This window comes from Thioclava sp. FR2 (assembly GCF_051200875.1).
Taxonomy (GTDB): Bacteria; Pseudomonadota; Alphaproteobacteria; order Rhodobacterales; family Rhodobacteraceae; genus Pseudotabrizicola.
This window is the reverse complement of the sequence record NZ_CP195191.1, coordinates 2794438-2819232: the sequence shown is the minus strand read 5'-3', so window position 1 is coordinate 2819232 and position 24795 is coordinate 2794438. Positions and strand designations below refer to the sequence as shown.

Annotated in this window: 25 protein-coding genes and 1 tRNA gene; 12 read left to right on the top strand and 14 right to left on the bottom strand. The window is 58.3% G+C overall.

Annotated features, from left to right (window positions below; translation table 11 throughout):
* The 5 genes from ACSBLW_RS13675 to ACSBLW_RS13655 form a co-directional block, all read right to left on the bottom strand.
* Positions 1-456 (bottom strand): GFA family protein, encoded by a 456-nt coding sequence (locus ACSBLW_RS13675; protein ID WP_435257169.1) that lies wholly within the window; start codon positions 454-456, stop codon positions 1-3.
* Positions 453-1166: a hypothetical protein gene (locus tag ACSBLW_RS13670; RefSeq protein ID WP_435257168.1), complete on the bottom strand. Its 714-nt coding sequence runs from the start codon at positions 1164-1166 to the stop codon at positions 453-455. Before ACSBLW_RS13670 ends, ACSBLW_RS13675 begins: the two co-directional genes overlap by 4 nt.
* Before the next feature lie 113 nt (positions 1167-1279).
* The gene (locus ACSBLW_RS13665; RefSeq protein ID WP_435257167.1) at positions 1280-2716 is read right to left on the bottom strand and encodes an NAD(P)-dependent oxidoreductase; all 1437 of its coding nucleotides are present in this window, start codon (positions 2714-2716) and stop codon (positions 1280-1282) included.
* A 160-nt stretch (positions 2717-2876) separates the two neighbouring features.
* Entirely contained in the window at positions 2877-3677 is an 801-nt protein-coding gene (locus ACSBLW_RS13660) for an undecaprenyl-diphosphate phosphatase (RefSeq protein WP_435257166.1), read from the bottom strand.
* 3 nt (positions 3678-3680) lie between these two features.
* Positions 3681-4667, bottom strand: coding sequence for a complex I NDUFA9 subunit family protein (locus tag ACSBLW_RS13655; protein ID WP_435257165.1), 987 nt, complete (start codon positions 4665-4667; stop codon positions 3681-3683).
* Positions 4668-4838: 171 nt separating this feature from the next.
* Here ACSBLW_RS13655 and ACSBLW_RS13650 point away from each other — a divergent pair.
* The 7 genes from ACSBLW_RS13650 to ACSBLW_RS13620 all read left to right on the top strand — a co-directional run bounded on the left by ACSBLW_RS13650 (position 4839) and on the right by ACSBLW_RS13620 (position 8898).
* A tRNA-Leu gene (locus ACSBLW_RS13650) sits at positions 4839-4923 on the top strand.
* 55 nt (positions 4924-4978) lie between these two features.
* Complete coding sequence (locus ACSBLW_RS13645) at positions 4979-5593, top strand: ribonuclease D (protein ID WP_435257164.1); 615 nt, start codon at positions 4979-4981, stop codon at positions 5591-5593.
* A gap of 99 nt (positions 5594-5692) precedes the next feature.
* Positions 5693-6298, top strand: coding sequence for an LPS export ABC transporter periplasmic protein LptC (gene lptC, locus ACSBLW_RS13640; RefSeq protein WP_435257163.1), 606 nt, complete (start codon positions 5693-5695; stop codon positions 6296-6298).
* Positions 6299-6345: 47 nt separating this feature from the next.
* The gene (lptA, locus tag ACSBLW_RS13635; protein WP_435257162.1) at positions 6346-6837 is read left to right on the top strand and encodes a lipopolysaccharide transport periplasmic protein LptA; all 492 of its coding nucleotides are present in this window, start codon (positions 6346-6348) and stop codon (positions 6835-6837) included.
* The gene (gene lptB / locus ACSBLW_RS13630; RefSeq protein WP_435257161.1) at positions 6834-7595 is read left to right on the top strand and encodes an LPS export ABC transporter ATP-binding protein; all 762 of its coding nucleotides are present in this window, start codon (positions 6834-6836) and stop codon (positions 7593-7595) included. Before lptA ends, lptB begins: the two co-directional genes overlap by 4 nt.
* 229 nt (positions 7596-7824) lie before the next feature.
* On the top strand, positions 7825-8400 hold the full coding sequence (hpf, locus tag ACSBLW_RS13625; protein ID WP_435257160.1) for a ribosome hibernation-promoting factor, HPF/YfiA family: 576 nt from the start codon (positions 7825-7827) through the stop codon (positions 8398-8400).
* Between the two features lie 33 nt (positions 8401-8433).
* The gene (locus ACSBLW_RS13620) at positions 8434-8898 is read left to right on the top strand and encodes a PTS sugar transporter subunit IIA (protein WP_435257159.1); all 465 of its coding nucleotides are present in this window, start codon (positions 8434-8436) and stop codon (positions 8896-8898) included.
* A 5-nt stretch (positions 8899-8903) separates the two neighbouring features.
* Here ACSBLW_RS13620 and ACSBLW_RS13615 read toward each other — a convergent pair whose 3' ends face one another.
* From ACSBLW_RS13615 to cysQ, 7 genes are all read right to left on the bottom strand, one after another.
* Positions 8904-10301 (bottom strand): nodulation protein NodH, encoded by a 1398-nt coding sequence (locus ACSBLW_RS13615; protein WP_435257158.1) that lies wholly within the window; start codon positions 10299-10301, stop codon positions 8904-8906.
* Positions 10302-11999, bottom strand: a complete 1698-nt coding sequence (locus tag ACSBLW_RS13610) for a DUF5927 domain-containing protein (RefSeq protein ID WP_435257157.1) — start codon at positions 11997-11999, stop codon at positions 10302-10304. It abuts the gene before it with no gap.
* Positions 11996-13006: a glycosyltransferase family 2 protein gene (locus ACSBLW_RS13605; protein WP_435257156.1), complete on the bottom strand. Its 1011-nt coding sequence runs from the start codon at positions 13004-13006 to the stop codon at positions 11996-11998. The genes ACSBLW_RS13610 and ACSBLW_RS13605 overlap by 4 nt, the downstream gene beginning before the upstream one ends.
* A 38-nt stretch (positions 13007-13044) precedes the next feature.
* Positions 13045-14229, bottom strand: a complete 1185-nt coding sequence (locus ACSBLW_RS13600) for a glycosyltransferase family 4 protein (protein ID WP_435257155.1) — start codon at positions 14227-14229, stop codon at positions 13045-13047.
* A gap of 32 nt (positions 14230-14261) precedes the next feature.
* Positions 14262-15155: a UTP--glucose-1-phosphate uridylyltransferase GalU gene (galU, locus tag ACSBLW_RS13595; protein WP_435257154.1), complete on the bottom strand. Its 894-nt coding sequence runs from the start codon at positions 15153-15155 to the stop codon at positions 14262-14264.
* A 147-nt stretch (positions 15156-15302) separates the two neighbouring features.
* Positions 15303-16517, bottom strand: a complete 1215-nt coding sequence (locus tag ACSBLW_RS13590) for a glycosyltransferase family 2 protein (RefSeq protein WP_435257153.1) — start codon at positions 16515-16517, stop codon at positions 15303-15305.
* Positions 16514-17311 carry a 3'(2'),5'-bisphosphate nucleotidase CysQ gene (gene cysQ / locus ACSBLW_RS13585; protein ID WP_435257152.1) on the bottom strand — a complete coding sequence of 266 codons (798 nt, stop codon included), beginning with the start codon at positions 17309-17311 and terminating at the stop codon, positions 16514-16516. The genes ACSBLW_RS13590 and cysQ overlap by 4 nt, the downstream gene beginning before the upstream one ends.
* Before the next feature lie 128 nt (positions 17312-17439).
* Between cysQ and ACSBLW_RS13580 the strand changes: the two genes are divergently transcribed.
* On the top strand, positions 17440-18261 hold the full coding sequence (locus tag ACSBLW_RS13580) for an ABC transporter permease (RefSeq protein ID WP_435257151.1): 822 nt from the start codon (positions 17440-17442) through the stop codon (positions 18259-18261).
* Positions 18258-18863: a COG3650 family protein gene (locus ACSBLW_RS13575; RefSeq protein ID WP_435257150.1), complete on the top strand. Its 606-nt coding sequence runs from the start codon at positions 18258-18260 to the stop codon at positions 18861-18863. Before ACSBLW_RS13580 ends, ACSBLW_RS13575 begins: the two co-directional genes overlap by 4 nt.
* Here the strand turns inward: ACSBLW_RS13575 and ACSBLW_RS13570 are convergent.
* Positions 18860-18985, bottom strand: coding sequence for a hypothetical protein (locus ACSBLW_RS13570; RefSeq protein ID WP_435257149.1), 126 nt, complete (start codon positions 18983-18985; stop codon positions 18860-18862). The genes ACSBLW_RS13575 and ACSBLW_RS13570 overlap by 4 nt on opposite strands.
* A 211-nt stretch (positions 18986-19196) precedes the next feature.
* On the opposite strand from ACSBLW_RS13570, the gene dnaK reads away from it, so the two are divergent.
* The 3 genes from dnaK to radC all read left to right on the top strand — a co-directional run bounded on the left by dnaK (position 19197) and on the right by radC (position 23292).
* Complete coding sequence (dnaK, locus tag ACSBLW_RS13565) at positions 19197-21101, top strand: molecular chaperone DnaK (protein ID WP_435257148.1); 1905 nt, start codon at positions 19197-19199, stop codon at positions 21099-21101.
* 75 nt (positions 21102-21176) lie between these two features.
* A complete protein-coding gene (gene dnaJ, locus ACSBLW_RS13560) occupies positions 21177-22322 on the top strand; it encodes a molecular chaperone DnaJ (protein WP_435257147.1) in 1146 nt (381 codons plus the stop codon).
* Positions 22323-22524: 202 nt separating this feature from the next.
* Positions 22525-23292, top strand: a complete 768-nt coding sequence (gene radC / locus ACSBLW_RS13555; RefSeq protein WP_435257146.1) for a RadC family protein — start codon at positions 22525-22527, stop codon at positions 23290-23292.
* Here radC and ACSBLW_RS13550 read toward each other — a convergent pair.
* Positions 23264-24781, bottom strand: a complete 1518-nt coding sequence (locus ACSBLW_RS13550) for an OmpA family protein (RefSeq protein ID WP_435257145.1) — start codon at positions 24779-24781, stop codon at positions 23264-23266. The two genes, radC and ACSBLW_RS13550, sit on opposite strands and share 29 nt — an antisense overlap.
* Positions 24782-24795: the final 14 nt, after the last annotated feature.

The following is a 24795-nucleotide window of genomic DNA, read 5'->3' as shown; positions in this document are numbered from 1 at the left end:
TCACGCGGTTCCAAGCAGGCTGAACTTCTCGATGCAGTCCTGCCGGGTCATCAGTTTCCGCCCCTCACCCGCATAGGCAAAGCTGTCGGGCTTGTGGTCGATGTAAATCTCATTGGCCAAGGTCAGGCCGTTCGCATCGTCAAACAGGCCAATCGGCAGTTCGACATTGCCAGACCATTCGTTCTGGATGGTCACCTTGTAGTAAAGGTTCGACCCGCACTCCCGGCACCAGGCGCGCATGGCCCAAGGGCTGGTCTGACGGCTGGCGATATGCTCCTCGCCCACCCAGTCCACGTTCCCTTCCGGAACCGTCATTCCCAACAGGGCCGATCCCGTCCAGCGGCGGCACATCTCGCAATGGCAGGCACCGAATTCGCGCTTGGTCAGCCCGGCAGTAAACCGCACCGCCCCGCACAAACAGCCGCCTTCGCGCTTTTCGATCACCGGCGCGCTCATTTCAGCACCACCGGAACAATCGTGCTGTCCCGCCCCGCATCGGTCATCAGCGGGTCACAATCGAACAACGGCTCGGTCGCGGCAAAGCCCGGCTCACCCGGAAAGATGAACTGCACGGGGCTGCCATCCATCGGCAGGAACTCTCCGTCGCCACCATTCCATTCCGACGGGCCCGCAAAGAACATCCGCCACTCCGGGCTGATATATTCCCGGCCCCGCGATTGCCGCAGCAAGGTGCCGTTCATATCCGTCTCGGTGAATTCGAACTCGGTCTCGGCCAGAGTCACGCCATCAATCGCAACGCTCCGTCCGGTCAGACGGTCAAACCCGGTCACGCGCGTCTGGCTGCCATCATCATGGCTTTGCGAAAAGGCAAAGGTATCAATCTGCGCCGACAACAGTTCCGAAAAACTGGCCGCATCTTCGGGATTCGGGTCCAAGGCCTGACGCGAGATCACCTCGCCCAGATCAAAGCTTTCAACCCACTGCGCCTCACTGTCGATCCGGCTTAGAAAGAACGGCCCCTGCTGATCGAAATCCGCCCGCCACTGATCGCCCGCCGGATCGGCGCTGCACTTATAATGATTGGAAACCCGGCACTGCCGCGACTGAACCGTCAGATAGGTTTCACACCCATCTGGCGGCACGAAAGACCCCGCAAAGGCAGGAAGAGGCAGCACAGCGAAAGCCGCAAGGATCAGCACGCGCATCTTCTCTTCCTTTCCTAGTTCTGGTCAGTCTGGCTGACATTTCGGGATTTTTCGGCCTTCCCGCTGTGACCACGGAAGTCACACGGAAAGACCACGCTTAGACCACGGAAACACTACTCGGCAGCGACGACTTCGGCCTGCTTCAGATAGGCTGCAATCGCTTCACCGGCTTCGCGTCCGTCGCGGATGGCCCAGACAACCAAGGACGCACCGCGCACGATATCGCCAACCGCGTAGACGCCCGGAAGGCTGGTCGCATGGGTGCGGAAATCGGCCTTGATCGTGCCCCAACGGGTCACAGCCAGTTCCGGCACGCCCCACAGCGTCGGGATCGCCTCGGGCTCAAAGCCCAGCGCCTGAACCACCAGATCGGCAGGCTCGACATAGTCTGCGCCCTCGATCACTTCTGGCGACTGGCGACCCGTCGCATCCGGGGCGCCAAGGCGCATCTTCTGCACCATCACGCCTTCAACAGACTCGCCGCCGGTAAAGCCCTTGGGGGCCGAAAGCCAAACGAAATCAACGCCTTCTTCTTCGGCATTCTGCACTTCGCGCTGCGATCCAGGCATATTGGCCTTATCGCGGCGATACAGACATTTCACCGATTGCGCGCCCTGGCGAATGGCGGTGCGCACACAGTCCATAGCGGTGTCGCCACCCCCAATGACCACCACGCGCTTGCCTTCGGCATTCAACTCGCCCGAGTCGAATTCCGGCACTTCATCGCCAAAGCTCTTGCGGTTCGAGGCGGTCAGGTAATCCAGCGCCTTCACGATGCCCTTGGCACCCACGCCGGGGGCCTCGATCTCGCGGATCTTGTAGACGCCCGTGGCGATCAGCACCGCATCATGCTGGCCGCGAATGGCGTCAAAGCTCAGGTCCACACCAACATTGCAGTTCAAGACGAAGCTGACGCCTGCCGATTCCAACTGCTCAATCCGTTGCATCACAACGGGTTTTTCCAGTTTGAAACCGGGGATGCCATAGGTCAGCAGCCCGCCCGCACGGTCATAGCGATCATAGACCGTGACCTGATAACCCTTGCGGCGCAGCACATCCGCCGCTGCAAGGCCGCCGGGGCCCGCGCCGATGACGGCAACGCTTTCGGTCCGTTCCACAGCGGGCTTGATCGGCTTGACCCAGCCGTTTTCCCAAGCGGTGTCGGTGATGTATTTTTCGACCGAGCCAATGGTCACGGTGCCGTGGCCCGACTGTTCAATCACGCAATTGCCTTCGCACAGGCGGTCCTGCGGGCAGATGCGGCCACAGATTTCCGGGAAGGTGTTGGTGGCCTGGCTGATCTCATAGGCCTCTTGCAGGCGGCCTTCTGCGGTCAGACGCAGCCAATCCGGGATGTTGTTGTGCAACGGGCAGTGCGATTGGCAATAGGGCACGCCACATTGGCTGCACCGGCTGGCCTGTTCGGCTGCCTTCTCGGCCGCGTACTCGCGGTAAATCTCATGGAAGTCTTGCGCGCGCAAATTGGCCGGGCGCTTCTCGGGCATCTCTTTCGAGACGTTCACGAATTTCAGCATCTTTTGCGTGGCCACGGCGGCGTCTCCCTAAGAATATCATGGGTGCGCCTTCTTACCCCCGGTCCTTGGGGAATAAAAGTCAGTATGGTTTACCTATTTGTTGGTTTTTTCCACTCAAGGTCAGTTTTTGTGACCTTTTCCTGCGAAAATAGGTCAGTATGTGATACCTATATGGTCAAAACCCCAAGGAAAGCGCCAAAACTGCAGCAAATCCGATGATGATTCGCCACCATCCGAACACCGCATAACCATGCCGCCCAACATACCCCAACACCGCCTTGACCACGAATAGCGCAGTTAGAAACGCCACCACGAACCCCACGCCAATATCGGCCAAGGCGCTGAAATCCAGATCATTTCTTGATTTCAGGACATCATAGAATACTGCGGCACCCATGGTCGGCAGCGACAGCAGAAACGAAAACTCGGCCGCAGCACGCTTTTCTACGCCCAGCATCAGTGCCCCAACGATCGTGGCACCTGACCGCGACACACCCGGAATCATCGCAAGGCACTGACAAACGCCAATCCAGAAAGCTTTGCCCAAAGGCAACTCAAGCGCCTGAAAATACCGTGCTTTCGGTGCAATCCGATCAATGATCAACAGCACAACCCCGCCCCAGATCAGGTTGATCGCGATCAGCATCGGGGTTTCAAACAGCACTTTCTTGATGAAATCATGGGCCAAAAGGCCAACGACCACCGCAGGAAGAAAGGCCAGCAGCAGCCCGACCAAGGCCCGCCGCGCCATCACATCGCTGCGCGCGTTCAATGCCAGTGCCGTCAGCTTTGCCGCATAAATGGAAAACAGCGCCAGAACGGCACCAAGCTGAATCACCACTTCAAAGGTGTTTCCGGGGCTTTCAAAGCCAAGGAAATGTCCGGCCAAAAGCAGATGCCCGGTTGAAGAGACCGGAATGAACTCCGTCAGCCCCTCCAGCAAACCCAGCAGGGCTGACAGTCCAAGATTTTCCAAGGCTTAGGCCCGCTTCAGGTTCTTTGCTGATTCCTTGATGGCCGCATACTGCCCCGAAGGGCGGTAGCGCCACAGGTATTCCGGAAGAACCGAGTCGATCGCGGTTGGCGTAATGCCCAGATCGGCAAAGCCCTTGGCACCTTCGGAAACAACATTGTCCTGCGCCAGGTTCTTGACCTGATCACGGGTGAGCATCTTGTTCTCGATCAGGCCAGCGGTCGCAGCCTGCATCAGATCAAAGGCCCCACCCATGATGCGGGCAATGAAACCCGGAATGTTCAGAACCAACCGACGACGGCGGATCACGTTCAGCATGTCCTTCATCAGGTCGCGGAAGGTCGCAACGTCAGGACCACCAAGTTCGTAAACGCCCGCAGCCGCCTTACCATCAACGCCCATCACGGCCGCAGCAGCGACATCGTCAACGTAAACGGGCTGGAATTTCGTATCGGCACCGACAACAGGCAGAATCGGCGCGAAACGGGCCATGCTGGCGAACCGGTTGAAGAATTCGTCCTCATTTCCGAAAATCACGCTTGGACGCAAGATGACTGCGCTTGGGAAGGCGGCCAGAACAGCCTCTTCGCCGGCAGCCTTGCTGCGCGCATAGTCACTTTCGCTGTCCTTGTCGGCACCAATAGCCGAAATATGCACCAGCGATTTAACACCCGACTCAGCCGCGATACGGGCAACGCGGCCCGCCCCTTCGGCCTGAACCGCGTCAAAACCATTCTTGCCCACAGCGTTCAGAATACCGACGCAGTTGACCACGGCGTCGGCCCCCTGCATCACGGCCCGCACACTGGCATCATCGCGGATGTTGCACAGAACAGGTTCAACCTGACCCGGAACGCCATAAGGCTTTACGAACATCGCATCATTGGGGCGGCGCACCGCAACACGCACCCGCCAGCCCTCTTTGGCCAAACGCCGCGCAACGTAACGCCCCACAAAACCGGAGCCGCCATAGATCGTGACAAGCTTGCTCATCCGAAGAACCCTTCCTCAGGCCGTGCAAAAGTTAGCTTCTCCATAGCTTTCCGCCCCTTCCGCGGCAAGGCAAAAGGTCCATTTGTCCCCCGCGACAAATTTCTTCACTCCCCTGCTTGCGCCCCGTTGACACCCCCGCATAGCCCGCATAAACAGCGCCCCACGACATCGGCCCAGATGGCGGAATTGGTAGACGCGCTGGTTTCAGGTACCAGTGCCGCAAGGCGTGGAGGTTCGAGTCCTCTTCTGGGCACCATTCGCTAAGGGTGCGGTCCGCAAGGTCCGCACCCTTTGCCTTTTCGGGGTGCGCCATGGCCATTCACCTTCACCAGAACGATCTGCCCGACGGCCTGACCCTTGGACCCGTCGTTGCCATCGACACTGAAACGATGGGGCTTGATCCGCGCCGTGACCGGCTGTGCGTGGTGCAATTGGCAGACGGAAGCGGAGACGCCCATCTGGTGCAAATCGCCCTCGGCCAGACAAGCGCCCCGAATCTGGAACGCCTGCTGACAGACCCGGCGACGCTGAAACTCTTTCATTTTGGCCGGTTTGACATCGCTGCGATGAAGAAAGCCTTTGGGGTCACGACTGCCCCGGTCTGGTGCACAAAGATCGCCTCGCGCCTGATCCGCACCTATACCGACCGCCATGGCTTGAAATATCTGCTGACCGAGCTGGTCGGCGTCGACATTTCCAAGCAACAGCAAACCAGTGATTGGGGGGCGGCAACCCTGACCGAGGCGCAAAAGGAATATGCCGCCTCTGACGTTCTGCACCTTCACGCTCTCAAGGCCGAGCTGGAAAAGCGGCTGATCCGCGAGGGTCGGATGGAGTTGGCGCAGCGCCTGTTCGACTTTCTGCCAACCCGGGCAGAGTTGGATCTGTTGGGTTGGGACGAACCGAACGATATCTTTCACCACTGACGCTGCTCGGCGGTCTGTCGCCGACAGTGCGGTGCAGACAGTTGGCGGACGGCAAGCCTGCCTGTAGCTTTGGTTAAAAGAGCAGAAACTCCAGGACACATGGCTGACCTTGACGCGCATTCCCGGCTGATCGCCTGGCTGAAGATCGTGCTGCCCCTTGTGGCGCTTGCGATCTTGTCCACGCTTTTTCTGGTGGCCAGAACGATCAACCCCGAAGACGCCCTGCCCTATGCCGAGGTTAATGTAGAGGAACGGCTGCGCGAACCCCGCATGACAAACCCGGCCTATGCCGGAATCACCAGTGATGGGGCAGCGCTGACCCTGACCGCAGCAGAAGCCCGGCCCGACAACGCCGACCCTGAATCAGGCACCGCGCGAGATCTGGTCGGTCGCCTTGAAACACCTGATGGTGTCGTTTCGAATTTGACAGCCGGTGCGGCGCAGGTCGATAGCGCCGACCGCACGATCTATCTGACATCTGGCGTCACGGTTGTTCAGTCAAACGGCTGGAAAATCACCAGTGAGGCAATGACGGCCAAGATGGATGTGACCGACATTTCGACCAAAACACCTGTCATTGCCGATGGACCAGCAGGCCACCTGACGGCAGACAGTATGCAGTTGACGGAAGCGGCACAGAAAAAAGGTGCATATCTTGTGGTTTTCAACGGCTCGGTGAAGCTGATATACCAGCCTCCAAAGTGATAATACCGTTCGCCACAAGTTTGTTCTGGCAAAAAGACAGGGAAAAGATGCCCAGATTGTTTTACGCCGCTTTGATTGCGGCCTGTCTCTCGGCTCCGGCCCTTGCCCAACAGGCCGATATCCGCTTTGGCGGCCTGAAACAGGACACCTCGCTTCCCGTAGAAGTCGATGCCGACAATCTTTCGGTCGATCAGGGTGCGGGAACAGCAATCTTTTCCGGCAATGTGCTGGTGAAACAGGGCGAAATGCGTATGACCGCGGCCCAAGTCCGAGTCGAATATAACGACGAAGGCAGTGCGATCGAAAAGATGCATGCTTCGGGCGGCGTGACTCTGGTCAGCCCGACCGACGCGGCAGAGGCGCAAGACGCTGTCTATACCATCGACTCTGGCAACGTTGTTATGACGGGCAATGTCCTTCTGACCCAAGGAAATTCGGCAATCTCGGGTGAAAAGCTGACCGTGAATCTGAAAGATGGCACCGGCACGATGACTGGTCGCGTGAAATCCATCTTCACCCCCAAGGCCAAAAATCCGTGACCACGACCCCAAGCCTTTCTGTGACTCAGGGCAGTGCCGGGCTGTCGATCCGGAACCTGCGAAAAAGTTACAAACGGAAACTGGTGATCCGCGATGTCAGTATGCAACTGAATCGCGGCGAGGTGGTTGCCTTGCTTGGCCCGAACGGGTCGGGCAAGACAACGTGCTTTTATTCCATCGCCGGACTTGTCACGCCCGAGGGCGGGCAGGTCATCATCGACGGCAAGGATGCAACAGCCCTGCCGATGTATCGCCGCGCCCGTTTGGGGATCGGCTATCTGCCGCAAGAAGTCTCGATCTTCCGCGGCCTGTCCGTTGAAGACAACATCCTGGCCGTTCTGGAAATCGTCGAGGATGACCGCCACAAACGGCGCGAGCGTCTGGAAGAGTTGCTTTCCGAATTCTCGATCACCCATCTTCGTCGCGCCCCGGCCCTTGCCCTTTCCGGCGGAGAGCGTCGACGGGTTGAAATCGCGCGCTGCCTTGCTGCAAATCCAAAGTATCTTTTGCTGGACGAGCCCTTTGCCGGCGTTGACCCCATCGCTGTGGGGGAAATCCGCCATTTGGTTCATGACCTGAAATCGCGCGGAATCGGCGTTCTGATTACCGACCACAACGTGCGGGAAACGCTAGAAATTGTGGATCGAGCCTACATCTTGCACGACGGAACGGTTCTCAAAAGCGGGACCACCGACGAAATCGTGCGCGATGAAATGGTGCGACGCGTCTATTTGGGACAGAATTTCCGCCTGACCTAATCGTATGCCCTTTCGAATGTGACGAAGACTCTGTTGACAAGGACGGGGTCAGTGTCGCCAAATACTTAGGATGCGTGCGAAACTCGCCCTGTACCAATCCTGCCATGCGGCCGTTTGTCGGCCCCGCAGCGTTGCAGGATTGTCATCGCGATCCCACCTAAAATTGAAGAACCTGGTCCGCGTGCCGTAAGGGCGCGGGACGGGCAAGAAGCCGCGCGGAGGAGACATCATGCGCTATCAGATCAGTGGAAAACATATCGACATCGGCGAAGCCCTTCAGACTCATGTGAAGGCCGAACTTGGGGAGGTCGTGGACAAGTACGCACAGCGTCCGACCGACGCTGTCGTGATATTTTCCAAATCTGCGCACGAGTTCGTTTGCGAAACGACGATTCACCTTTCGACTGGCCTGACGGCCTCTGCAAAGGGGCATGCGGCCGAAATTTATGCGGCCTTCGAATCTTGCCGCGAGAAGATGGACAAGCAGCTGCGCCGCTATAAGCGCCGCATTCGCAATCACCATTCTGCCCGAACGTCACCTGTTGAATTTGACGGCGCAGCCTCTTATATCCTCGCGCCAACCGAGGACCACGAGGATGAGGCGTCTGATACGCTCCAGCCCATCGTCATCGCCGAGATGGAGACCAAGATTCCTTCCATCACCGTCGGCGAAGCCGTGATGCAGCTGGAATTGGGCGGGCAACGCATGCTCGTGTTCCGCAATGAGGGACATGGTGGGGTGAACGTCGTTTACCGTCGTGATGACGGCAACATCGGCTGGATCGACCCGCGTAACAGCAAGTAACTGGCCGCTGAGCCTGTCTGGAAGATACCGTCTATGGAACTGTCCAAGCTACTCGCGCCCGGCGCCGTTCGCGTCGTTGGGCAACTGACAAGCAAGAAGCGGCTTTTTCAGGAACTCGGGGAAATGGTTGCGGCGACCTACGGGCTGTCCGCTGCCTCCGCGATTGACGGACTTCAAGAACGCGAAAGCCTTGGCCCCACCGGTGTGGGCCACGGCATCGCCCTTCCCCATGCGCGTCTTGAAGATCTTGACCGCATCGTTGGTGTTTTCATCCGCCTTGAAAAGCCGCTGGATTACGACAGCGTCGACCGTCAGCCCGCAGACCTGATCTTTGGTCTGTTTGCGCCCAAGGATTCGGGTGTTGATCACCTCAAGGCTTTGGCGCTTGTCAGCCGGACAATGCGTGATGCCGCCGTTGTGGCCAAACTTCGAGCCAACAATGACCCCGCAAAGCTGCACGCAATCTTGACCGAGGCAAGGGCACCGCAGGCGGCCTAATCAGCCTAGGCGTGCCAGTCCCGAAATCCAAAGTTGATATAGTCGCGCTGATAGGCGTCCCGCGCTGCGGTTTCGATCTCGTCATCGTAGACCGCGGCCAAGGTTTCATCCGCCTCCAGCACCGGCAGCTCGGGGCACGTCGCTAGGCCGAGTTCCAGAACGAGGAAGGCAAGACCTTCAGCAAGGCGTTCTTCCCGCAGCACCAGATCCGGGGTCTGGAACTGCCCAAATCCCTGCAGCACTGCAGCCTGACTTGCCCAATGGGCATCGACCCGAACGCCCGTTTGGCCCGAGAGGTTCAACTTAAGCCATTTCAGGAACCCATGGAATCCCTCGCGATGTGCGGCGATGTCTTTGTAATCCTCGCCCAGTGGCGGCAGTGAAATCTTGGAAACCTTTTCCAACTGCGCGCGAATCTCGCGCAGGTTGCCGTGCAAGATCTGATCGACAAAGCACCGATGCGCCCTCGCCACCGGGTGACGCACCACGGTAAAGCTTCGGTGCAACGGTCTCGCACGCTTCCACTGGCGCAGGGTCTTTTGCGAGAAATCGCCTTCGACCCCACCGAATCCCCCGAGCCAAGCCTTCACCAGATCTTCCGGCCCTGACTTGATCGGCATGTAAAGCAGGGGTGCTCTGGCGGCTGCCACGAACGAAGGCACCATCGGCGCTCGGCGTGGTTCAAAATTCGGCGTCCGGGACAGGTTGAACCGATCCATCCGGGCCAAGGCGCGTTCCATATCGGCGGAATTGGCAACCTTCTGGGAAATCTCTTCGGGATTCTGCTTTTTCAGGCTGCCATCCAAAGACTCCAAACCTTTGACCCCAAGAAACTGGGCCAAACCGTTCAACACATCCAGATCGTTGATGTCTTCATAGTCGATGTAAAAGGCCGTTTGTCCGGTAACCTGTAGCCCATGCATCAATCGAATTTGAAAATCCTGCAAGGCTGCCAGATGAGCTTCGAATTCCGCCGCATCGAACCGGGCTTGGGCCGTTTTCAGGTTCTTGGCATTCGTGAGTTTCCACTGGCCTGTTTCCTGGGCGATCTTCCAGCTGACGTAACTTTCCACCGGATTCCGCGTCAGAATGATCTTGGCGCAGTGCGGGTCTTCTAGAACTGGCTCAAAGACCCTTGGGTCGTGGTCGTGAAAATAGCGAAACCCTGACAGACCGTCGGTCATTTGGCGCATGACTCGCACCAATGCCAATGGGTCAGCCTCTCGATCAACCAACGAAAAGCCCAAGAATTCCGTTTTGTCCTTCTGGCCAATGAAATAGGGATTAAAAACCTCGCCATGGCATGTCACGCCTGGCATCGCATTCAGATTGGCCTCAAGGAAATTCGATCCTGTCCGCATTTCGGCGAACATGACAAAACTGTCAAAACGGTCTTTCGGCACTCACTTCACCAAATAGGGGCGCCCGCGGCGCGTGGACGTCGGCTTGGGGTCATCGTTCACAGGGAAATCCCCCATAAGCACGGGTTGCATCCCCTGATTGCGGAGGTTTTGCAGGAATTGTCCAAACCCAGACAGATCAGCCAATGTCGGTGCCTCGGTCAACCGTCGGCCATGCCGCGGCCCGATTTCATCAATGATCGTCTGAAGCGGCTCCATCGGGTTTTCAACGAAATCGGCCAAGGTCCAGATCCGAACCTTTGCCTTTGAATGCGCATCACGAAGAATCGTCAGAAACTCTTGTTCAATCTTCTGCATGCGCGCGGCTTCGCGCCTGATCTCACCGAAATTCCGGTTCGAATGAAAGAGGGGAACCGCCCAAGCCCCTGAAATCACCGAAATCTGTGCATTGCTGTCCAAGGCCATGAACCAGTTGAGTTTCTGGTTGTCGTCCGGTCCGAACTGAAAGCACTGCCTCTCGCCACGGGTGTTCCAGATCAGGTTACTTAGAAAGTTGCGCGGATTGTAATCTCGAACAGCCGGAGAATCTGTCAGCGCGCCGTTATAGCAGCTGTCGTTCCCGGCAAAATGAACACGGTCAGGCGCGAAAAGGTGGCCGTGAACCCGCGTTCCACTGGCCTTTGACAGCCAGATTTCAAAATTCTCGAACACGTCAGAAAAGCCGCAGAACACCGAATAGGGGCCAGCGGTTCTTCCGTTTTCCCAGTTTTCATTGGGGTAGCGGCTTTGCATGTATAGGCCCGGCCGACCCTTTGTCCGCCGCTCGACGGCCTTGGCAAACAGCCGGTCAATCTTGCCCGGATTGGGCTCCGCCGCGGCTTGGCGGCTGCGATCATCGGATAGAAAGGCCGCGTACAGCTTTTCCGCCTGCGGCCAGATCTTGCGCGCAACAAAGCAGTCAGACCGGCGCAAAAGCTGCAAGTGATCATCGTAAAAGATGTGCGGTTTGCCCTGAAAGTCGAACTTCGACAGCGTCAGTGACCGCGCCTCGATATTCGACGAAACCTGCCGGACCATCGTCTGGAAATAGCTTTCATCCGGAATCCACACCTTCTGGAAATAGGCGTCAATCCGGGCGCGGTCAGGATGTTCCAGAATGGCCGACAGCGTCTGACGGGTCAGGCACCACCATTGGCTACCCAGATGCGGCGAAACACCTTCCGGAATGGTACGTTTGAAACCTACCTGACGCTGCAACCAGACATAGGCGTCAAAGAAAGACCGCTGTTTCCGCCAGCTAAAAGGAAAGCGCAGCGTAAAGCGTTCAACGTCCAGTCCACCAATCGTCCAACCCACATCTTCGGTCGTCACGCTTTCGATGAAATCGGTTTTTGGTCGATCGGCCAGATAGGCAACAAGTTCCTCAACCGGACGCAAGGGCAAGCAAGAGCCCGACGCCAGATAAACGTGACGCACCGAGGCGAATTCCCGAAGCATCAGCATCGAGGCATCTTGGCTTGCCGCCACAATCCCCCAGGTTCCCCATTCGCAAGCATGCCGCCCCGAGAACCGAACATTCTCAAGATCGGCCAACGCCCCGCGCATCCGTTCAAACTGAAACCCATGCACGCGCCTGTCGACATGGATGACCACAGGGCAACCGCGTTCGGCCCAGTGCCGCGCCACTTGGGCAGCGCGGTCCAGTGCCGTGTGGCACAGCATGACGAAACCGACCGTCATGCCCAGTTCCCCTTGGACATCAGGCCAAGTATCTCAAGCTGTCGCCAGTTGATGTACTTCTCGCTCCACTTGCACCACAGGTCAGGCTGCTCGGCCAAACCAGCCTTATAGGCTTTGTACTCGGCGCTTGCGGCATAGTGCTGGCCGCGGCTCATCTCTTCCTCGGCCTTGGCTGCAAACGTATCAAGGAACTTGGCGTGCAGCAGGCAGCCACTGGCCTTTTCGCCGCCCCATTCGTCGTAAACCTGATTCAGACCGCGCGGCAACAGCATGTGGGTCGAACTGACAAAGGCATAGCTGCGATGCCATTTCACCAGCGGTATCTTGTTCAGGGCTGGCGCCATCTTTGGCTGATCGGCAAAGAAGGTCCGCATCCTCGGCCCGCCTTGGATCCAAAGATTTCCAAAGCGGCTGTTGCGTTGAAAGATGTAGTTCCCGCTGTCGAAATACTGTGCGATTTCGAACGGGTCCATGCCCTCACGATAGGGCTGCGCGTCAAGCGGGCCCTTGGGGTACATGTCCAACAACATGGCCGGGAAAGACTTGATCGACGACGCGTCCAGCCAATCGGTCAGCGCGCGGATCGGGCGGGTATCGCAGAACGGATACACAAAGAATTCGTCCGGATCGACCACAAGGCACCAATGGTCATGCGCGTATCGCATCTGAAGCCAATTCAGCCAATCCGCCCCGAACCGAGACCGTTTGTAGCTGTGTTTTGTGCTCCAAAGGCTGACGTCCGGCTGCTCCGCCAGATATTCCCGGCTGCCATCATCGCTATCATTGTCCACGATCAGGAAATGATTGACACCCAAATCCCGGTAGTACCGCAAGAAATAGGGAAGCCTGATCTTCTCGTTCCGAAGGGTCGAGAACAGAAGAATATCGTCTTCACGCATCTTCCCTGTGCGATTGGCAACAGGCTTCAGTTCGCGGCGTTTTCTGAACGCGCGAATGAGCCAGCGCTGCCGCGCCAACCGCAACCGGTATCTCGAAATTAAGCCCACTCTGCCCCTTCGCTCTTCCCCTGACCGAAACCATGCTTTCAAAAACCAGTTAACACAATCCTCAGGTGCTCGGACCACGTAAAGAAACCGCTCTTTTCAACGGTCTCCACTTCGTTTCTCCCTAGCAAAAAGCGATCCAGAATTGTTCTCTCCCAAGAATAAATGTCTGAAGGCGTCAGGTAAATGGCGTCTATACCAAGGATCTCTCGAAGAATCGGCAGATCGGAACAGATGACCGGAACACCCAACCTCGCCGCCTCAAGGGCAGGAAGGCCGAATCCTTCTGCAAAAGTGGGAAAGAGCAGCCCAGACGATCTGGATAAGACAGCCGCAACTGCCGCATCACTTAGGCCCGAGTGCACAGTCACACCCGGCACGCCCTTATCCAGCCGTGTAAAAAGTGAAGGGTCGGCCCAGCCGCGATTGCCAAGAATAACCAACCGCGGCCCACTTTTCCCCGCTGACGCAAATCGCTCCCAGACATCCAGCAAAAGGGCGTGGTTCTTGCGGGGCTCAATCGTCCCCAAAGCCACGAAATACCCCGGGCTAAGATCTATCTCTTTTGGCACCTGCGCAAAATCAGGCTCTGCCAGAGTTACACCCAATGGGGCCACCAAGCCCGGCGGCACACGTCCGCACCGGGCCAACTGCTGTTCATTGGCTGCCCTCGTGGCGTTTGCTGTATGCAGCACAAGATCCGCATGTGCCGAGATCGCCGCCACACGGCGCTGGAAGACCTTTACCTGATCGGCCCGCGCATATTGGGGGAAATCAAGCGGAATGGTGTCGTGCAGCATCACGACAACCTTCAGCTCAGCGCCGTTGCGAAGGACTTGAAGAATGCGGTCGGAAAGGTTGGCATGACCCACATTCAGGTAAACCGCACCTATCGGCAAATGCCGTCGCAGCATCCTCCCGGCCAAAAAGATGGGGGCGCGGGCGATTGCAGCCCGCCGAAGACGCGCTTCGACAGCGGCCAAGATCGGCTGTCCCTTGCGCCCGATCCGGCCAATCAGATCGACCCGCGTCGGAAGCGTCGCCCCCTTGGCCCATCCCAGCACTTCGCCCAGCGACGTTTCGGACAACAGCAAGACGCCAGCGGGCGAACGGGCCAGTCCAAAGACAGGCTTTTCCTGCCCAAGCAACCCTTCCAGATAGGCCAGCTCGACACGATCAATCCCGGTCAGCGCACCCTTTCCCAGACGCGACAACAACCGCGTCACGTCCAAAAGGTAGGCGCTCGCCGGCAATCGCGTTACTGGGCCGCTTTTTGTGCGGCGCCCATCTCGTGCAGGAACGCGCCGAATTCGTCACGCAAATCAGGGCGCGCCAATCCAAAGGCAACGGTGGCCTGCAAAAAGCCCGCCTTCGATCCGCAGTCATAGCGTTGCCCACGGAACCTGTAGCCATAGACCTTGCCCTTGCCAATTTCTTCGGCAATCGCGTCAGTCAACTGAATCTCACCACCGGCCCCTTGCTTCAGGCGGTTCAAGTTCGTCAGAACCTTTGGCGACAGGATATAGCGCCCGATCACGGCCAGATTGGATGGCGCGGTTCCAACAGGTGGCTTTTCAACCATGCCTTTCGCTTCGACGATCGAGCCCATGTCAGAGCCAATATCGAGAACACCGTAGGAGGATGCACGGGCGATCGGAACTTCCATTGCGGCCACCATGTTTCCGCCAGTCTCGGCATAGGCCTCGACCATCTGCTGCAGGCATGGCTTTTCAGCGGCAATCACGTCATCGGGCAACAGCACGGCAAATGGTTCGTTCCCAATCAATCTGCGGGCACACCAGACGGCATGGCCCAGACCCATTGGCCGGTTCTGGCGCACATAGGCGATCGCACCAGAATCCATGTTGGTTTCACGCAGGGTCTCAAGAAGATCGGTCTTACCTGCCTTGCGAAGCGTGCTTTCCAACTCGGGCGAATGGTCGAAGTAGTCTTCAAGCGCTGACTTGCCTCGGCTTGTCACAAAGATGAATTCCTTGATCCCTGCGGCGCGGGCCTCGTCAATCGCGTATTGAATGAGCGGCCGATCAACCAAGGTCATGATTTCTTTCGGGATCGACTTGGTAGCAGGCAAAAACCGGGTACCCATACCAGCCACCGGGAAAACAGCCTTCAATACCTTCTTTTGCTTCATTTTCGGCTCACTCTTTCTTGGCCCTTACTGCGGCCCGAATAAACTAACGGATGACAGTCTAAAGAAGTTTAGTCCCGAACGCGACAGAGAACGTGCCTTGCAGGCAAAAACTAAGCCGACATGATCCTTTACGACATCATCTTTCGTTCAGTTTACAGGTCGAAAGCGACGAAATTCTGAAGAAAGTTCGGCAAGTCGCTTGGAATAACGTTTCCCCACCGAAATCGGCGCCTTTCGGTCCGATAAACCCCAGATCCCGCCTTTCTGCAGCCAATAGCCTGCGGCAGAGAATTCCTGCCAATGGCGTCTCACACCCGCAGAGAGGCACAGGACCGTCACGATCTTGCCCGCCTTCACCTGCCGCTCCGCTTCGGCCCTCAGACGTGGCAAGGACCAGCGCCAGCCGATCAGCAAAACGCCACCGCCCGTCGCGGTTTTCTTCAACTCTCTCCAGCTTGGGGCAGACCCCTGCAACGGGGCAAGGCGACTCATTGGCCGCGCCAATCCGTCCTGCCACCCCAAGGCCAGCGTGCCCATCAGCCTTTCCGCCTCGGCGCGGTCAATCTTTCGACCCGCCAGATAGCCATCAAGCCGACGACCTTGTTCTTCGATCAAGCGCAACCGGCCCGCCTCAATTTCTTCCGCCGCATGGCGCCGCAGAAAGACGGCGGTCGAAGCCCCGATTTCGTGCAGGCTCAAGGGAACGCGATCCGCCCGGCGCCGCTCCGACTCCAGATAGCCATGATGCACCTGCGCCAAGGGAATAACCGCGGTCTTGCCCGCCCCCAGCAGCCGCAGGTTCACATCGGTTTCATCAAAATAGAACCGGTAATTCGGGTCAAATCCGCCAATTCCGCGCAGAACCGAGGCACGAAAGGCGCAATTCGTTCCCTGAGTCTTGATCGCGCGGCCCGGACCCGGATCAGGATAGTGCACGCCTTCGTCTGGCAGCGCCACCTCATGGTCCAGCCCCAAGGCATCCACCGAAGAACAACGCCATTGCAGCGAAATCCCATTGCGGCCCCGCACATAGCCCGTGGCCGCGACGGTCCCCGCATCTTCAAAGGCCGCAAGCAATCGCCAGGCCCATGTCGGCTCAGCCACGGCATCATCGTCGATAAAAGCGATGATCTCTCCAGCCGCCTGCGCCAGCCCCAGATTACGCGCGGCCGAGATATTGGCCTCGTCAAACGTCACCAGCTTCAGATCATCGGCCTGAACCGCCGCAATCCCAGCAGAGTCTGCCACGACTACGACTTCCAGCGCCACGCCCAGCTGCTGACGAAGACCCGTCACGCATCGCGCCAAAGCCGCCGGACGATGGCGACTGACGACAATGACGGACAGGCCCCCGGCGGTCATCCTGCCTTCAGATCGACGCCCGGCGCAAAGGCGATGAAGAACGGGTTATCCCAGCCCGCCTTGCCATAGGCCAAGGGCTGATGCGTGTCGAAACGAACGACATGCCCCCCGGCCCCTCGCAGAACCGCATCGCCGGCCGCTGTGTCCCATTCCATCGTGCGGCCAAGACGCGGATACAAATCCGCCTCGCCTGTTGCCACCAGACAGAATTTCAGACTGCTGCCGGCACTGGTCATGTCCTTGACAGCGTACTTGCCGATATAGGCATCGGTTGCGGCGTCCCGGTGCGATTTCGAGGCCACCACCATCAGCGCCCCATTGTCGGGCTGGCTGACGCCAATCTCGCGCAGCGCGCCGACAGTGTCCTTATCGAACGGACCCGCTTCCTCAACCGCAACACCATCGGCGCGGGTATAGAACAAACGACCCTTGGCCGGGGCATAAACCACACCCCGCAGCGGCACCCCATCCTCGACATAGGCAATATTCACGGTGAAATCGCCGCGGCGCTGCACGAACTCCTTCGTCCCATCCAGCGGGTCGACAATCAGAAATGTCTTTGCTGTCAGGGCATGGCTTGCGGCCTGCTCTTCGGTGATCAAGGTCACGTCGGGAAACGCGGCCCGCAACCCGGCCGAAATCAAGGCATCTGCCGCCTCATCCGCCTCGGTCACCGGGCTTTGGTCGCTCTTCGACTTCACCTCGAAGTCAGGGCTTTCATAGATCTCCATGATCTTGTCGCCTGCCTCAAGTGCAAGCCGCCGAATCCGTTCAACAAGAAAAGAAAAATCCACAAAGCCTCCAATCCGGCACAACAGTTGCCACCTCGATGGGGACGGCTTATCATCCCAGCAAAGGAAACGGCAAGATTTCCCCTTTATCAGCAAGCGGCGTCACGCCTTTGCACGAGGTTTAGAGCGATATGTTTCAACCGACGGTCAAGAAAACCACGGCCGGTCGCGCATATGCGACGCTGGAACTTATCTTTCATGCGGCGGTGCAATCCATTCGCCGCAAGCACGGCAATGCGGTTGTCGGCCTGCTGATGAACATCGCGCAAATGGTTATGTTCGTCGGAATCTTTTACATCATGTTCGTGATGCTGGGGATGCGCGGCAGCGCCGTGCGGGGCGACTTCCTGCTGTATATCATGTCCGGCATCTTCATGTTCATGGTGCACACCAAATCCATGGGTGCTGTTGTCGGCTCCGAGGGTCCGACCTCGCCCATGATGAAGCACGCCCCGATGAACCCGATCATTTCCATCGGCGCCGCGGCCCTTTCATCGCTTTACCTGCAAATCCTGTCAGCCGGTGTTGTGCTGTTCTTCTATCACGCCGTGCTTACCCCCATCACCATCTTTGACCCTGTCGGCACGATGGGCATGTTGCTGCTGGCGTGGTTTTCCGGCGTCGCCATCGGAATGATCTTCAAGGCGATGATGCCTTGGCAGCCGGAAGTCTTTGGCCTCATCTCGCAAATCTACATGCGCGGGAACATGATCGCGTCGGGCAAGATGTTCCTTGCGAACGCGATGCCCACTTACATTCTTGCCTATTTCGACTGGAATCCACTGTTCCACATCATCGACCAGACGCGCGGCTATGTGTTCCTGAACTACCATCCGCGCTACAGCAATCTGGAATATCCGATCATCGTCACGATTATCTGTCTTGTCTTGGGGCTGATGGGGGAATTCTATACCCGCAAACACGCATCACTCAGCTGGGGAGCAAAACGGTGATCATCAGAACCTTGACCGTCGTTGCCTTGCTCCTTCCGCTTCCGGCTTGGGCTGATGCCTTTCCCTCCAGCTATCAGGTCAAAGACGTGGCCGAAGGCGATGTCCTGAATATCCGGACAAGTCCAAATTCGGCCGCCGAGAAAATCGGTGAAATCGGTCCCTATGGCTTTAACGTCGAAGTGCTGGAAACCACACCCGACGGCACTTGGGGCAAGGTCGGCCTTCCCGAAGGCAATGGCTGGGTTTCCATGCGCTACCTCGAAGCGATCCCCGTCGAAGACCCACACCTCGTTCCCCGCCCCCTCTCTTGCTTTGGCACGGAACCCTTCTGGTCGATCAGCCTCTACCCGCGCGGTGCGGAATATAATTCGCCCGATACAGGTGCCGTCCCGATGGCGGTGCTTGAAGAGGCGACCTCGCCCGAGGGCTACTTCATTCGACTCGAGGAAGGTCCAACCCTGAACCGGACACTGATCGTGACCCGGCAGAAATGCAGCGATGGGATGTCGGACCGGGAATATGGTTTTGCGACCCTCATGTTCCTTTCCGCCCCAGACGGAAACGGCACATTCTCAGGCTGCTGCTCGCTCGACCACCGTTAAGGCCGTTTCCGGCTCCGGTTGCCAACCAGCAACGCCAGAGCCGAGGCCAAAAGCCCCGTCAGTGCAAGAACGCCAAGCGCAGGAACCAGCGTCGAAGCAATCAGAATGGCCGAGTCTGACATAGTTTTCTCCCTAATCCGATTGGTTGATATGTCGGTCTTTTAAAAATTCAGTGAAATGCATGGGTCGACGCGGTTGCAGCCCAAAACGCCGCCTCCTATATACAGCACGCAACGGGGTGAAGGCACAGTCTGGAATCCCGCACATTCCATGGGCACGGGTGCCGCATCGGGCCCGCGCCACAAACATCGCCTGAAGAAAGGGATATGAAACATGGCCAAAGTCATTGGTATCGACCTTGGAACCACCAACTCCTGTATCGCCATCATGGATGGCTCGCAGCCCCGCGTGATCGAAAATTCGGAAGGTGCCCGCACCACGCCGTCGATCGTTGCGTTCACTGAAAACGAACGCCTTGTCGGCCAGGCCGCCAAGCGTCAGGCCGTCACCAACGCCTCGAACACCATTTTTGCCGTCAAGCGCCTGATCGGTCGCCGGTTCGATGACCCGGTGATCCTGAAAGATCAGAAGAACATGCCGTACAAGATCGTCAACGGCGGCAACGGCGACGCTTGGGTCGAAGTGCGCGGTGAAAAGTATTCGCCCTCGCAGGTTTCCGCTTTCATCCTGCAAAAGATGAAAGAAACCGCCGAGGCTTATCTGGGTGAATCCGTCACTCAGGCCGTCATCACCGTTCCGGCCTATTTCAACGACGCCCAGCGTCAGGCCACCAAGGACGCAGGCAAGATCGCCGGCCTTGAAGTGCTGCGCATCATCAACGAACCGACCGCCGCCGCTCTGGCCTATGGTCTGGACAAGAAAGAATCGAAAACCATCGCGGTCTATGACCTTGGCGGCGGTACCTTCGACATCACCATTCTGGAAATCGACGACGGTCTCTTCGAAGTGAAGTCGACCAACGGCGACACCTTCCTTGGCGGTGAAGACTTCGACATGCGGATCGTGAGCTACCTCGCCGAGGAGTTCAAGAAAGAGCATGGCGTCGACCTGACCCTCGACAAGATGGCCCTTCAGCGCCTGAAGGAAGCCGCTGAAAAGGCAAAGATCGAACTGTCCTCTTCGTCGCAGACCGAAATCAACCAGCCGTTCATCTCGATGGACAAGAACACCGGCCAGCCGCTCCACCTCGTGGTCAAGCTGACCCGTGCCAAGCTGGAATCGCTGGTCGATGACCTGATCAAGCGTTCGATGAAGCCTTGCGCCGCCGCTCTGAAAGATGCGGGCCTGTCGGTTGGCGACATCGACGAAGTGGTTCTGGTCGGCGGTATGACCCGTATGCCAAAGGTCATCGCCGAGGTGACCAAGTTCTTCGGCAAGGAACCCCACAAGGGCGTGAACCCTGACGAAGTCGTGGCCGCTGGTGCCGCCATTCAGGCCGGCGTTCTGCAAGGCGACGTCAAGGACGTTGTTCTTCTGGACGTGACCCCGCTGTCCTTGGGCATCGAAACGCTCGGTGGCGTCTTCACCCGCCTGATCGACCGCAACACCACGATCCCGACCAAGAAGTCGCAGATCTTCTCGACCGCGGAAGACAACCAGAACGCCGTGACCATCCGGGTGTTCCAGGGCGAACGCGAAATGGCCGCAGACAACAAGATGCTGGGCCAGTTCAACCTTGAAAACATCCCGCCGGCCCCGCGCGGCATGCCGCAGATCGAGGTGACCTTCGACATCGACGCCAACGGCATCGTGTCGGTCAAGGCCAAGGACAAAGGCACCAACAAGGAACAGCAGATCACGATCCAAGCTTCGGGCGGCCTGTCCGATGACGAGATCGAAAAAATGGTCCGTGACGCCGAAGCCAATGCCGAGGCCGATAAAGAACGCCGTGAGATGGTGGAAACCCGCAACCAGGGTGAAAGCCTGCTGCACTCGATCAAGAAGCAGCTGGCAGAGCATGGCGACAAGGTCGACCCGTCGACGGTTGAGGCCATCGAACTGGCCATGCAGCCGCTTGAAGAAGCGCTCAAGGGCGATGACGCCGGCAAGATCCGTTCGGGCATCCAAAACCTGAACGAAGCCGCAATGAAGCTGGGCGAGGCCATCTACAAGGCCAGCCAGGCGGATGGCGATCGCGACGAAGACGCACCACGCGATGTTGACGAAGACATCGTCGATGCGGATTTCGAGGATCTGGGCGAAAACAAGCGGAAGTAAGACCGCGGTGAACCGAATAGGGGGCGGTCCGGGAACGGACCGCCCCCATCCGGTTCTGGAAGGGGGTCATTGCCCATGGCAAAGAAAGACTTTTACGAAGTTCTGGGCGTGCAGCGCGGGGCTTCGCCGGAAGAGGTGAAGAAAGCCTATCGCACCAAAGCGAAAGAGCTTCACCCCGACCGCAATGCAAGCAATCCGAACGCCGAAGCCCAGTTCAAGGAAGTGAACGAGGCCTATGAGGTTCTGAAGGATGCCGACAAGAAGGCCGCCTATGACCGCTATGGCCATGCAGCCTTCGAAGGCGGCATGGGCGGTGGCCCGCGTCCCGGCGGCATGGGCGGCAATGGCGATTTCGCCAGCGCCTTCTCTGACGTGTTCGAAGACCTGTTTGGCGATTTCATGGGTGGCCGTGGTGGCCAGTCCCGGTCGCGCGCCCAGCGCGGATCGGATCTGCGCTACAACCTGCGTGTCTCTTTGGAAGAGGCGTTCAAGGGCATCCAGAAAACCATCAACGTCCCTGCCTCCACCACCTGCGACACCTGTCGTGGCACCGGGGCCGAGGGCGGCGCCGAACCGACCACTTGCCCCACCTGTTCGGGCATGGGCAAGGTCCGCGCGCAGCAAGGGTTCTTCACCGTCGAACGCACCTGCCCCACTTGCTCGGGCATGGGTCAGATCATCAAGAACCCGTGCAAATCCTGTGGGGGCCAAGGTCGGATCGAAAAAGAACGCGCCCTTTCGGTCAACATCCCGGCAGGGGTGGAAACCGGCACCCGCATCCGCTTGGCGGGTGAAGGTGAGGCCGGTCTGCGCGGCGGCCCATCGGGTGATCTCTACATCTTCATCGAGGTGAAAGAGCACGCGCTGTTCCAACGCGATGGCGTGCACCTGTTCTGCCGCGTGCCAGTCAGCATGACGACCGCTGCCCTTGGGGGCGAGGTCGAAGTGCCGACGATCGACGGCGGGCGTTCACGTGTCAAGGTTCCGGCCGGGGCACAATCGGGCAAGCAGATGCGCCTGCGCGGCAAGGGCATGCCCGCCCTGCGCGGCGGTGGCGTCGGCGACATGCTGATCGAAATGGCGGTAGAAACCCCCGTCAATCTGACCAGCCGCCAGAAAGAGCTTTTGCGCGAATTCGAAAAGCTGTCCGAGGAAAACAACCCCGAAGGCCAAACCTTCTTTTCCAAGGTCAAAGGCTTCTGGGATGGCATGAAGAACTGATCTGCGCCTTTAGCGCCGCGATCCAAACCCCGTCGGTACGCCCGGCGGGGTTTTTCTTTGCCGGCCGCAGGAGTGGCGGCACTGTGCCCACGGAAAGCACACGCAAAAACCACGTGTATCCCACGGGAAAGACACGCCCCTTTTGCGGCCCCTGCGGCCCGGATTAACGCTTCATTCACCATCCCCTGCGACGCTTTCCATTATGGCACAGCATGGCTTTCAGGATGGCGCGCTTCCCCTCTTCCCCCCCCTTGGGGACGAAGACGAAGCCACCGTTGCGGCCCTTCCCGAAAAACTGCCTTCTTACATTAAGGACCATCGCAAACGCCTCCGCGACCGGTTCATGCAAGGCGGGTCTGGCGCGATGCCCGATTACGAACTGCTTGAATTGCTTCTGTTTCGCGCTCTTCCCCGGCAGGATGTAAAACCCTTGGCGCGCCTGTTGCTGGACAGTTTCGGTGACCTTAATCGTGTCATCACTGCCCCCGAATCCCGGCTGACTGCGGTCAAAGGTGTCGGCGAAGCCGTTGTTTGTGAACTGAAAATTTTCGAAGCCGTGGCCCAGCGCATGATGCGCTCTCGGGTGATGAACCGTCCCGTCCTGTCGTCATGGGACGCGCTTTTGGACTATTGCCACACCAGCATGGCCCATCGCGAAACCGAACAGTTTCGCCTTCTGTTTCTGGATAGAAAGAACACCCTCATCGCGGATGAGGAACAGGCCAAAGGCACCGTTGACCATGTCCCTGTCTATCCGCGCGAGGTGGTGAAACGCGCGCTGGAACTGAACGCCTCTGCCTTGATTCTGGTCCACAACCACCCCTCGGGTGACCCCACGCCCAGTCAGGCCGATATCAACATGACAAACCAGATTAATGAGGCATGTCAGGTGCTTGGCATTACCCTTCATGATCATCTGATTGTCGGAAAAAGCCGCGAAATCAGTTTCCGGTCACAGGGGTATTTGTAAAACTCGGCTTCAGCCAAACCTCAACCCGGCGGTTCAACCTGCGCCCGGCAGTGGTTTCATCACAGGCCATCGGCAGCGCCTCTCCAAAGGCCAGAACCTTGGGCAAGTCCAGATCCGCAAGGCCGGGTGCCAAAAGTTTCAACTGCGCCAAAACCCCTTCAGCCCTTGATTGACTAAGCGCCAGATTGGCCGGTGCAGCCCCGGAACCATCGGAAAAACCGGCCAAAATCAGCGCCTTGTCGCGGAAGATGCCCGCCTCCATCAAACGCGCAAGATCGGCCAGATTGTCACGCGAATGGGCGTCCAAAGTGCTGGACCCATCTTGGAAACGGAAAGTCAGGGAAAGACGATCTGCCCCGTCCATGACATCAACCAGCCGCTTCAGATCGGCCAGCGAGGTTTCCTCACCAGCCCCTTGAATGGCATTGATCAGGCGCAAGCCATCGGCTGTCATCGGCTGCCGTTCTGGCTGACGATCAATGAACCCTGCTGCCGAAATTGCCGATTGGGCCTGCGGTGTTGCTAGAAATTCTAGAAACTCTCGCACGATCAACGGCAAGCGCCGTTTCGGCGTCAGGAAAAAGAAAGGCAAAGCAAGGGGATAGTCCTCGGCCTTTACAGCCAGAGGCGTTGGCAAAAGCGGGAAACCACAGCTGTCGGTCAGTGGCAAAAGTCGCGCCCCCTTGGCCCCGGCCCGTACTGTAACGGCCAAACCCCACGGATCTGCCGCGACAGCGGCACCAAGGGTCGCAAGATCGGGATGCACTTCTGTCGTCACAAGATCACGGCCAAGTCGCGCGGAAAGCGCCCTTTGAAGCGGTTCCTCAGCGGGAAGTCCGTGCAAAACCAGTGGCATATCCGGCCCGCCAATTTCGCTCCAGTTGGTGACCTCGCCAGCCAAGACCCGTGCTAGGTCTTTCGTCGAAATCTCTGGTGTCGGGTTTTCGGTCGCAACAATCGGAACCATGGCATCCAAAGCGATGGACCGCGACCCAAGCCCCGGTTCTGTCGCCGCAGCAAGCGCAAGCTCTGCCCGACCAGCGATCAGCGCCTGACGCGAGTCGTCAAGTGACAGCCCTGAAAAAGTCATGTCGGCCAAGGGCTTTTCCGATGCCGGATCAATCAACTGAGCCCGGTACGATCCCTGCTCAGAAAGGTCGGCATAGGTCAGCCCCCTCGCCTTGGCAAAACTCTGGAACAGAGAAGGCAAAAGCGCCTCCCCCACTCCTGGCAGGCCAACAACACGGATATCTGCACGGGGTGCGGTCAGATCCGGGCAGCCCGGTCCATCGCAGATGACGCCTGAGGCGTCGACAGTCAGCAGGCCATATTGGCTGTCAATGCGATAGAACTCACCATCAAAGCCCTGAATGACCCCAGAAATGGACAAGCCGCCCTCGCGGGCGGTCAATGTCACATCCTGCGCTCCGGCGATTTGCGGAGTGATAAGCGCCACCCAAAGGGCAAGACGCCGAAATTTGCTCCACATAGAACCGCCAACCG

What these genes read in the sequence shown, in the direction of transcription:
- dnaK (WP_435257148.1), top strand. Translation starts at nt 19,197, where the DNA reads ATGGCCAAAGTCATTGGTATCGACCTTGGAACCACCAACTCCTGTATC.
- hpf (WP_435257160.1), top strand. Translation starts at nt 7,825, where the DNA reads ATGCGCTATCAGATCAGTGGAAAACATATCGACATCGGCGAAGCCCTT.
- ACSBLW_RS13675 (WP_435257169.1), bottom strand. Translation starts at nt 456, where the DNA reads ATGAGCGCGCCGGTGATCGAAAAGCGCGAAGGCGGCTGTTTGTGCGGG.
- dnaJ (WP_435257147.1), top strand. Translation starts at nt 21,177, where the DNA reads ATGGCAAAGAAAGACTTTTACGAAGTTCTGGGCGTGCAGCGCGGGGCT.
- galU (WP_435257154.1), bottom strand. Translation starts at nt 15,155, where the DNA reads ATGAAGCAAAAGAAGGTATTGAAGGCTGTTTTCCCGGTGGCTGGTATG.
- ACSBLW_RS13670 (WP_435257168.1), bottom strand. Translation starts at nt 1,166, where the DNA reads ATGCGCGTGCTGATCCTTGCGGCTTTCGCTGTGCTGCCTCTTCCTGCC.
- lptC (WP_435257163.1), top strand. Translation starts at nt 5,693, where the DNA reads ATGGCTGACCTTGACGCGCATTCCCGGCTGATCGCCTGGCTGAAGATC.
- ACSBLW_RS13590 (WP_435257153.1), bottom strand. Translation starts at nt 16,517, where the DNA reads ATGACCGCCGGGGGCCTGTCCGTCATTGTCGTCAGTCGCCATCGTCCG.
- ACSBLW_RS13655 (WP_435257165.1), bottom strand. Translation starts at nt 4,667, where the DNA reads ATGAGCAAGCTTGTCACGATCTATGGCGGCTCCGGTTTTGTGGGGCGT.
- ACSBLW_RS13645 (WP_435257164.1), top strand. Translation starts at nt 4,979, where the DNA reads ATGGCCATTCACCTTCACCAGAACGATCTGCCCGACGGCCTGACCCTT.
- lptA (WP_435257162.1), top strand. Translation starts at nt 6,346, where the DNA reads ATGCCCAGATTGTTTTACGCCGCTTTGATTGCGGCCTGTCTCTCGGCT.
- radC (WP_435257146.1), top strand. Translation starts at nt 22,525, where the DNA reads ATGGCACAGCATGGCTTTCAGGATGGCGCGCTTCCCCTCTTCCCCCCC.
- ACSBLW_RS13620 (WP_435257159.1), top strand. Translation starts at nt 8,434, where the DNA reads ATGGAACTGTCCAAGCTACTCGCGCCCGGCGCCGTTCGCGTCGTTGGG.
- ACSBLW_RS13570 (WP_435257149.1), bottom strand. Translation starts at nt 18,985, where the DNA reads ATGTCAGACTCGGCCATTCTGATTGCTTCGACGCTGGTTCCTGCGCTT.
- ACSBLW_RS13550 (WP_435257145.1), bottom strand. Translation starts at nt 24,781, where the DNA reads ATGTGGAGCAAATTTCGGCGTCTTGCCCTTTGGGTGGCGCTTATCACT.
- ACSBLW_RS13610 (WP_435257157.1), bottom strand. Translation starts at nt 11,999, where the DNA reads ATGACGGTCGGTTTCGTCATGCTGTGCCACACGGCACTGGACCGCGCT.
- ACSBLW_RS13580 (WP_435257151.1), top strand. Translation starts at nt 17,440, where the DNA reads ATGTTTCAACCGACGGTCAAGAAAACCACGGCCGGTCGCGCATATGCG.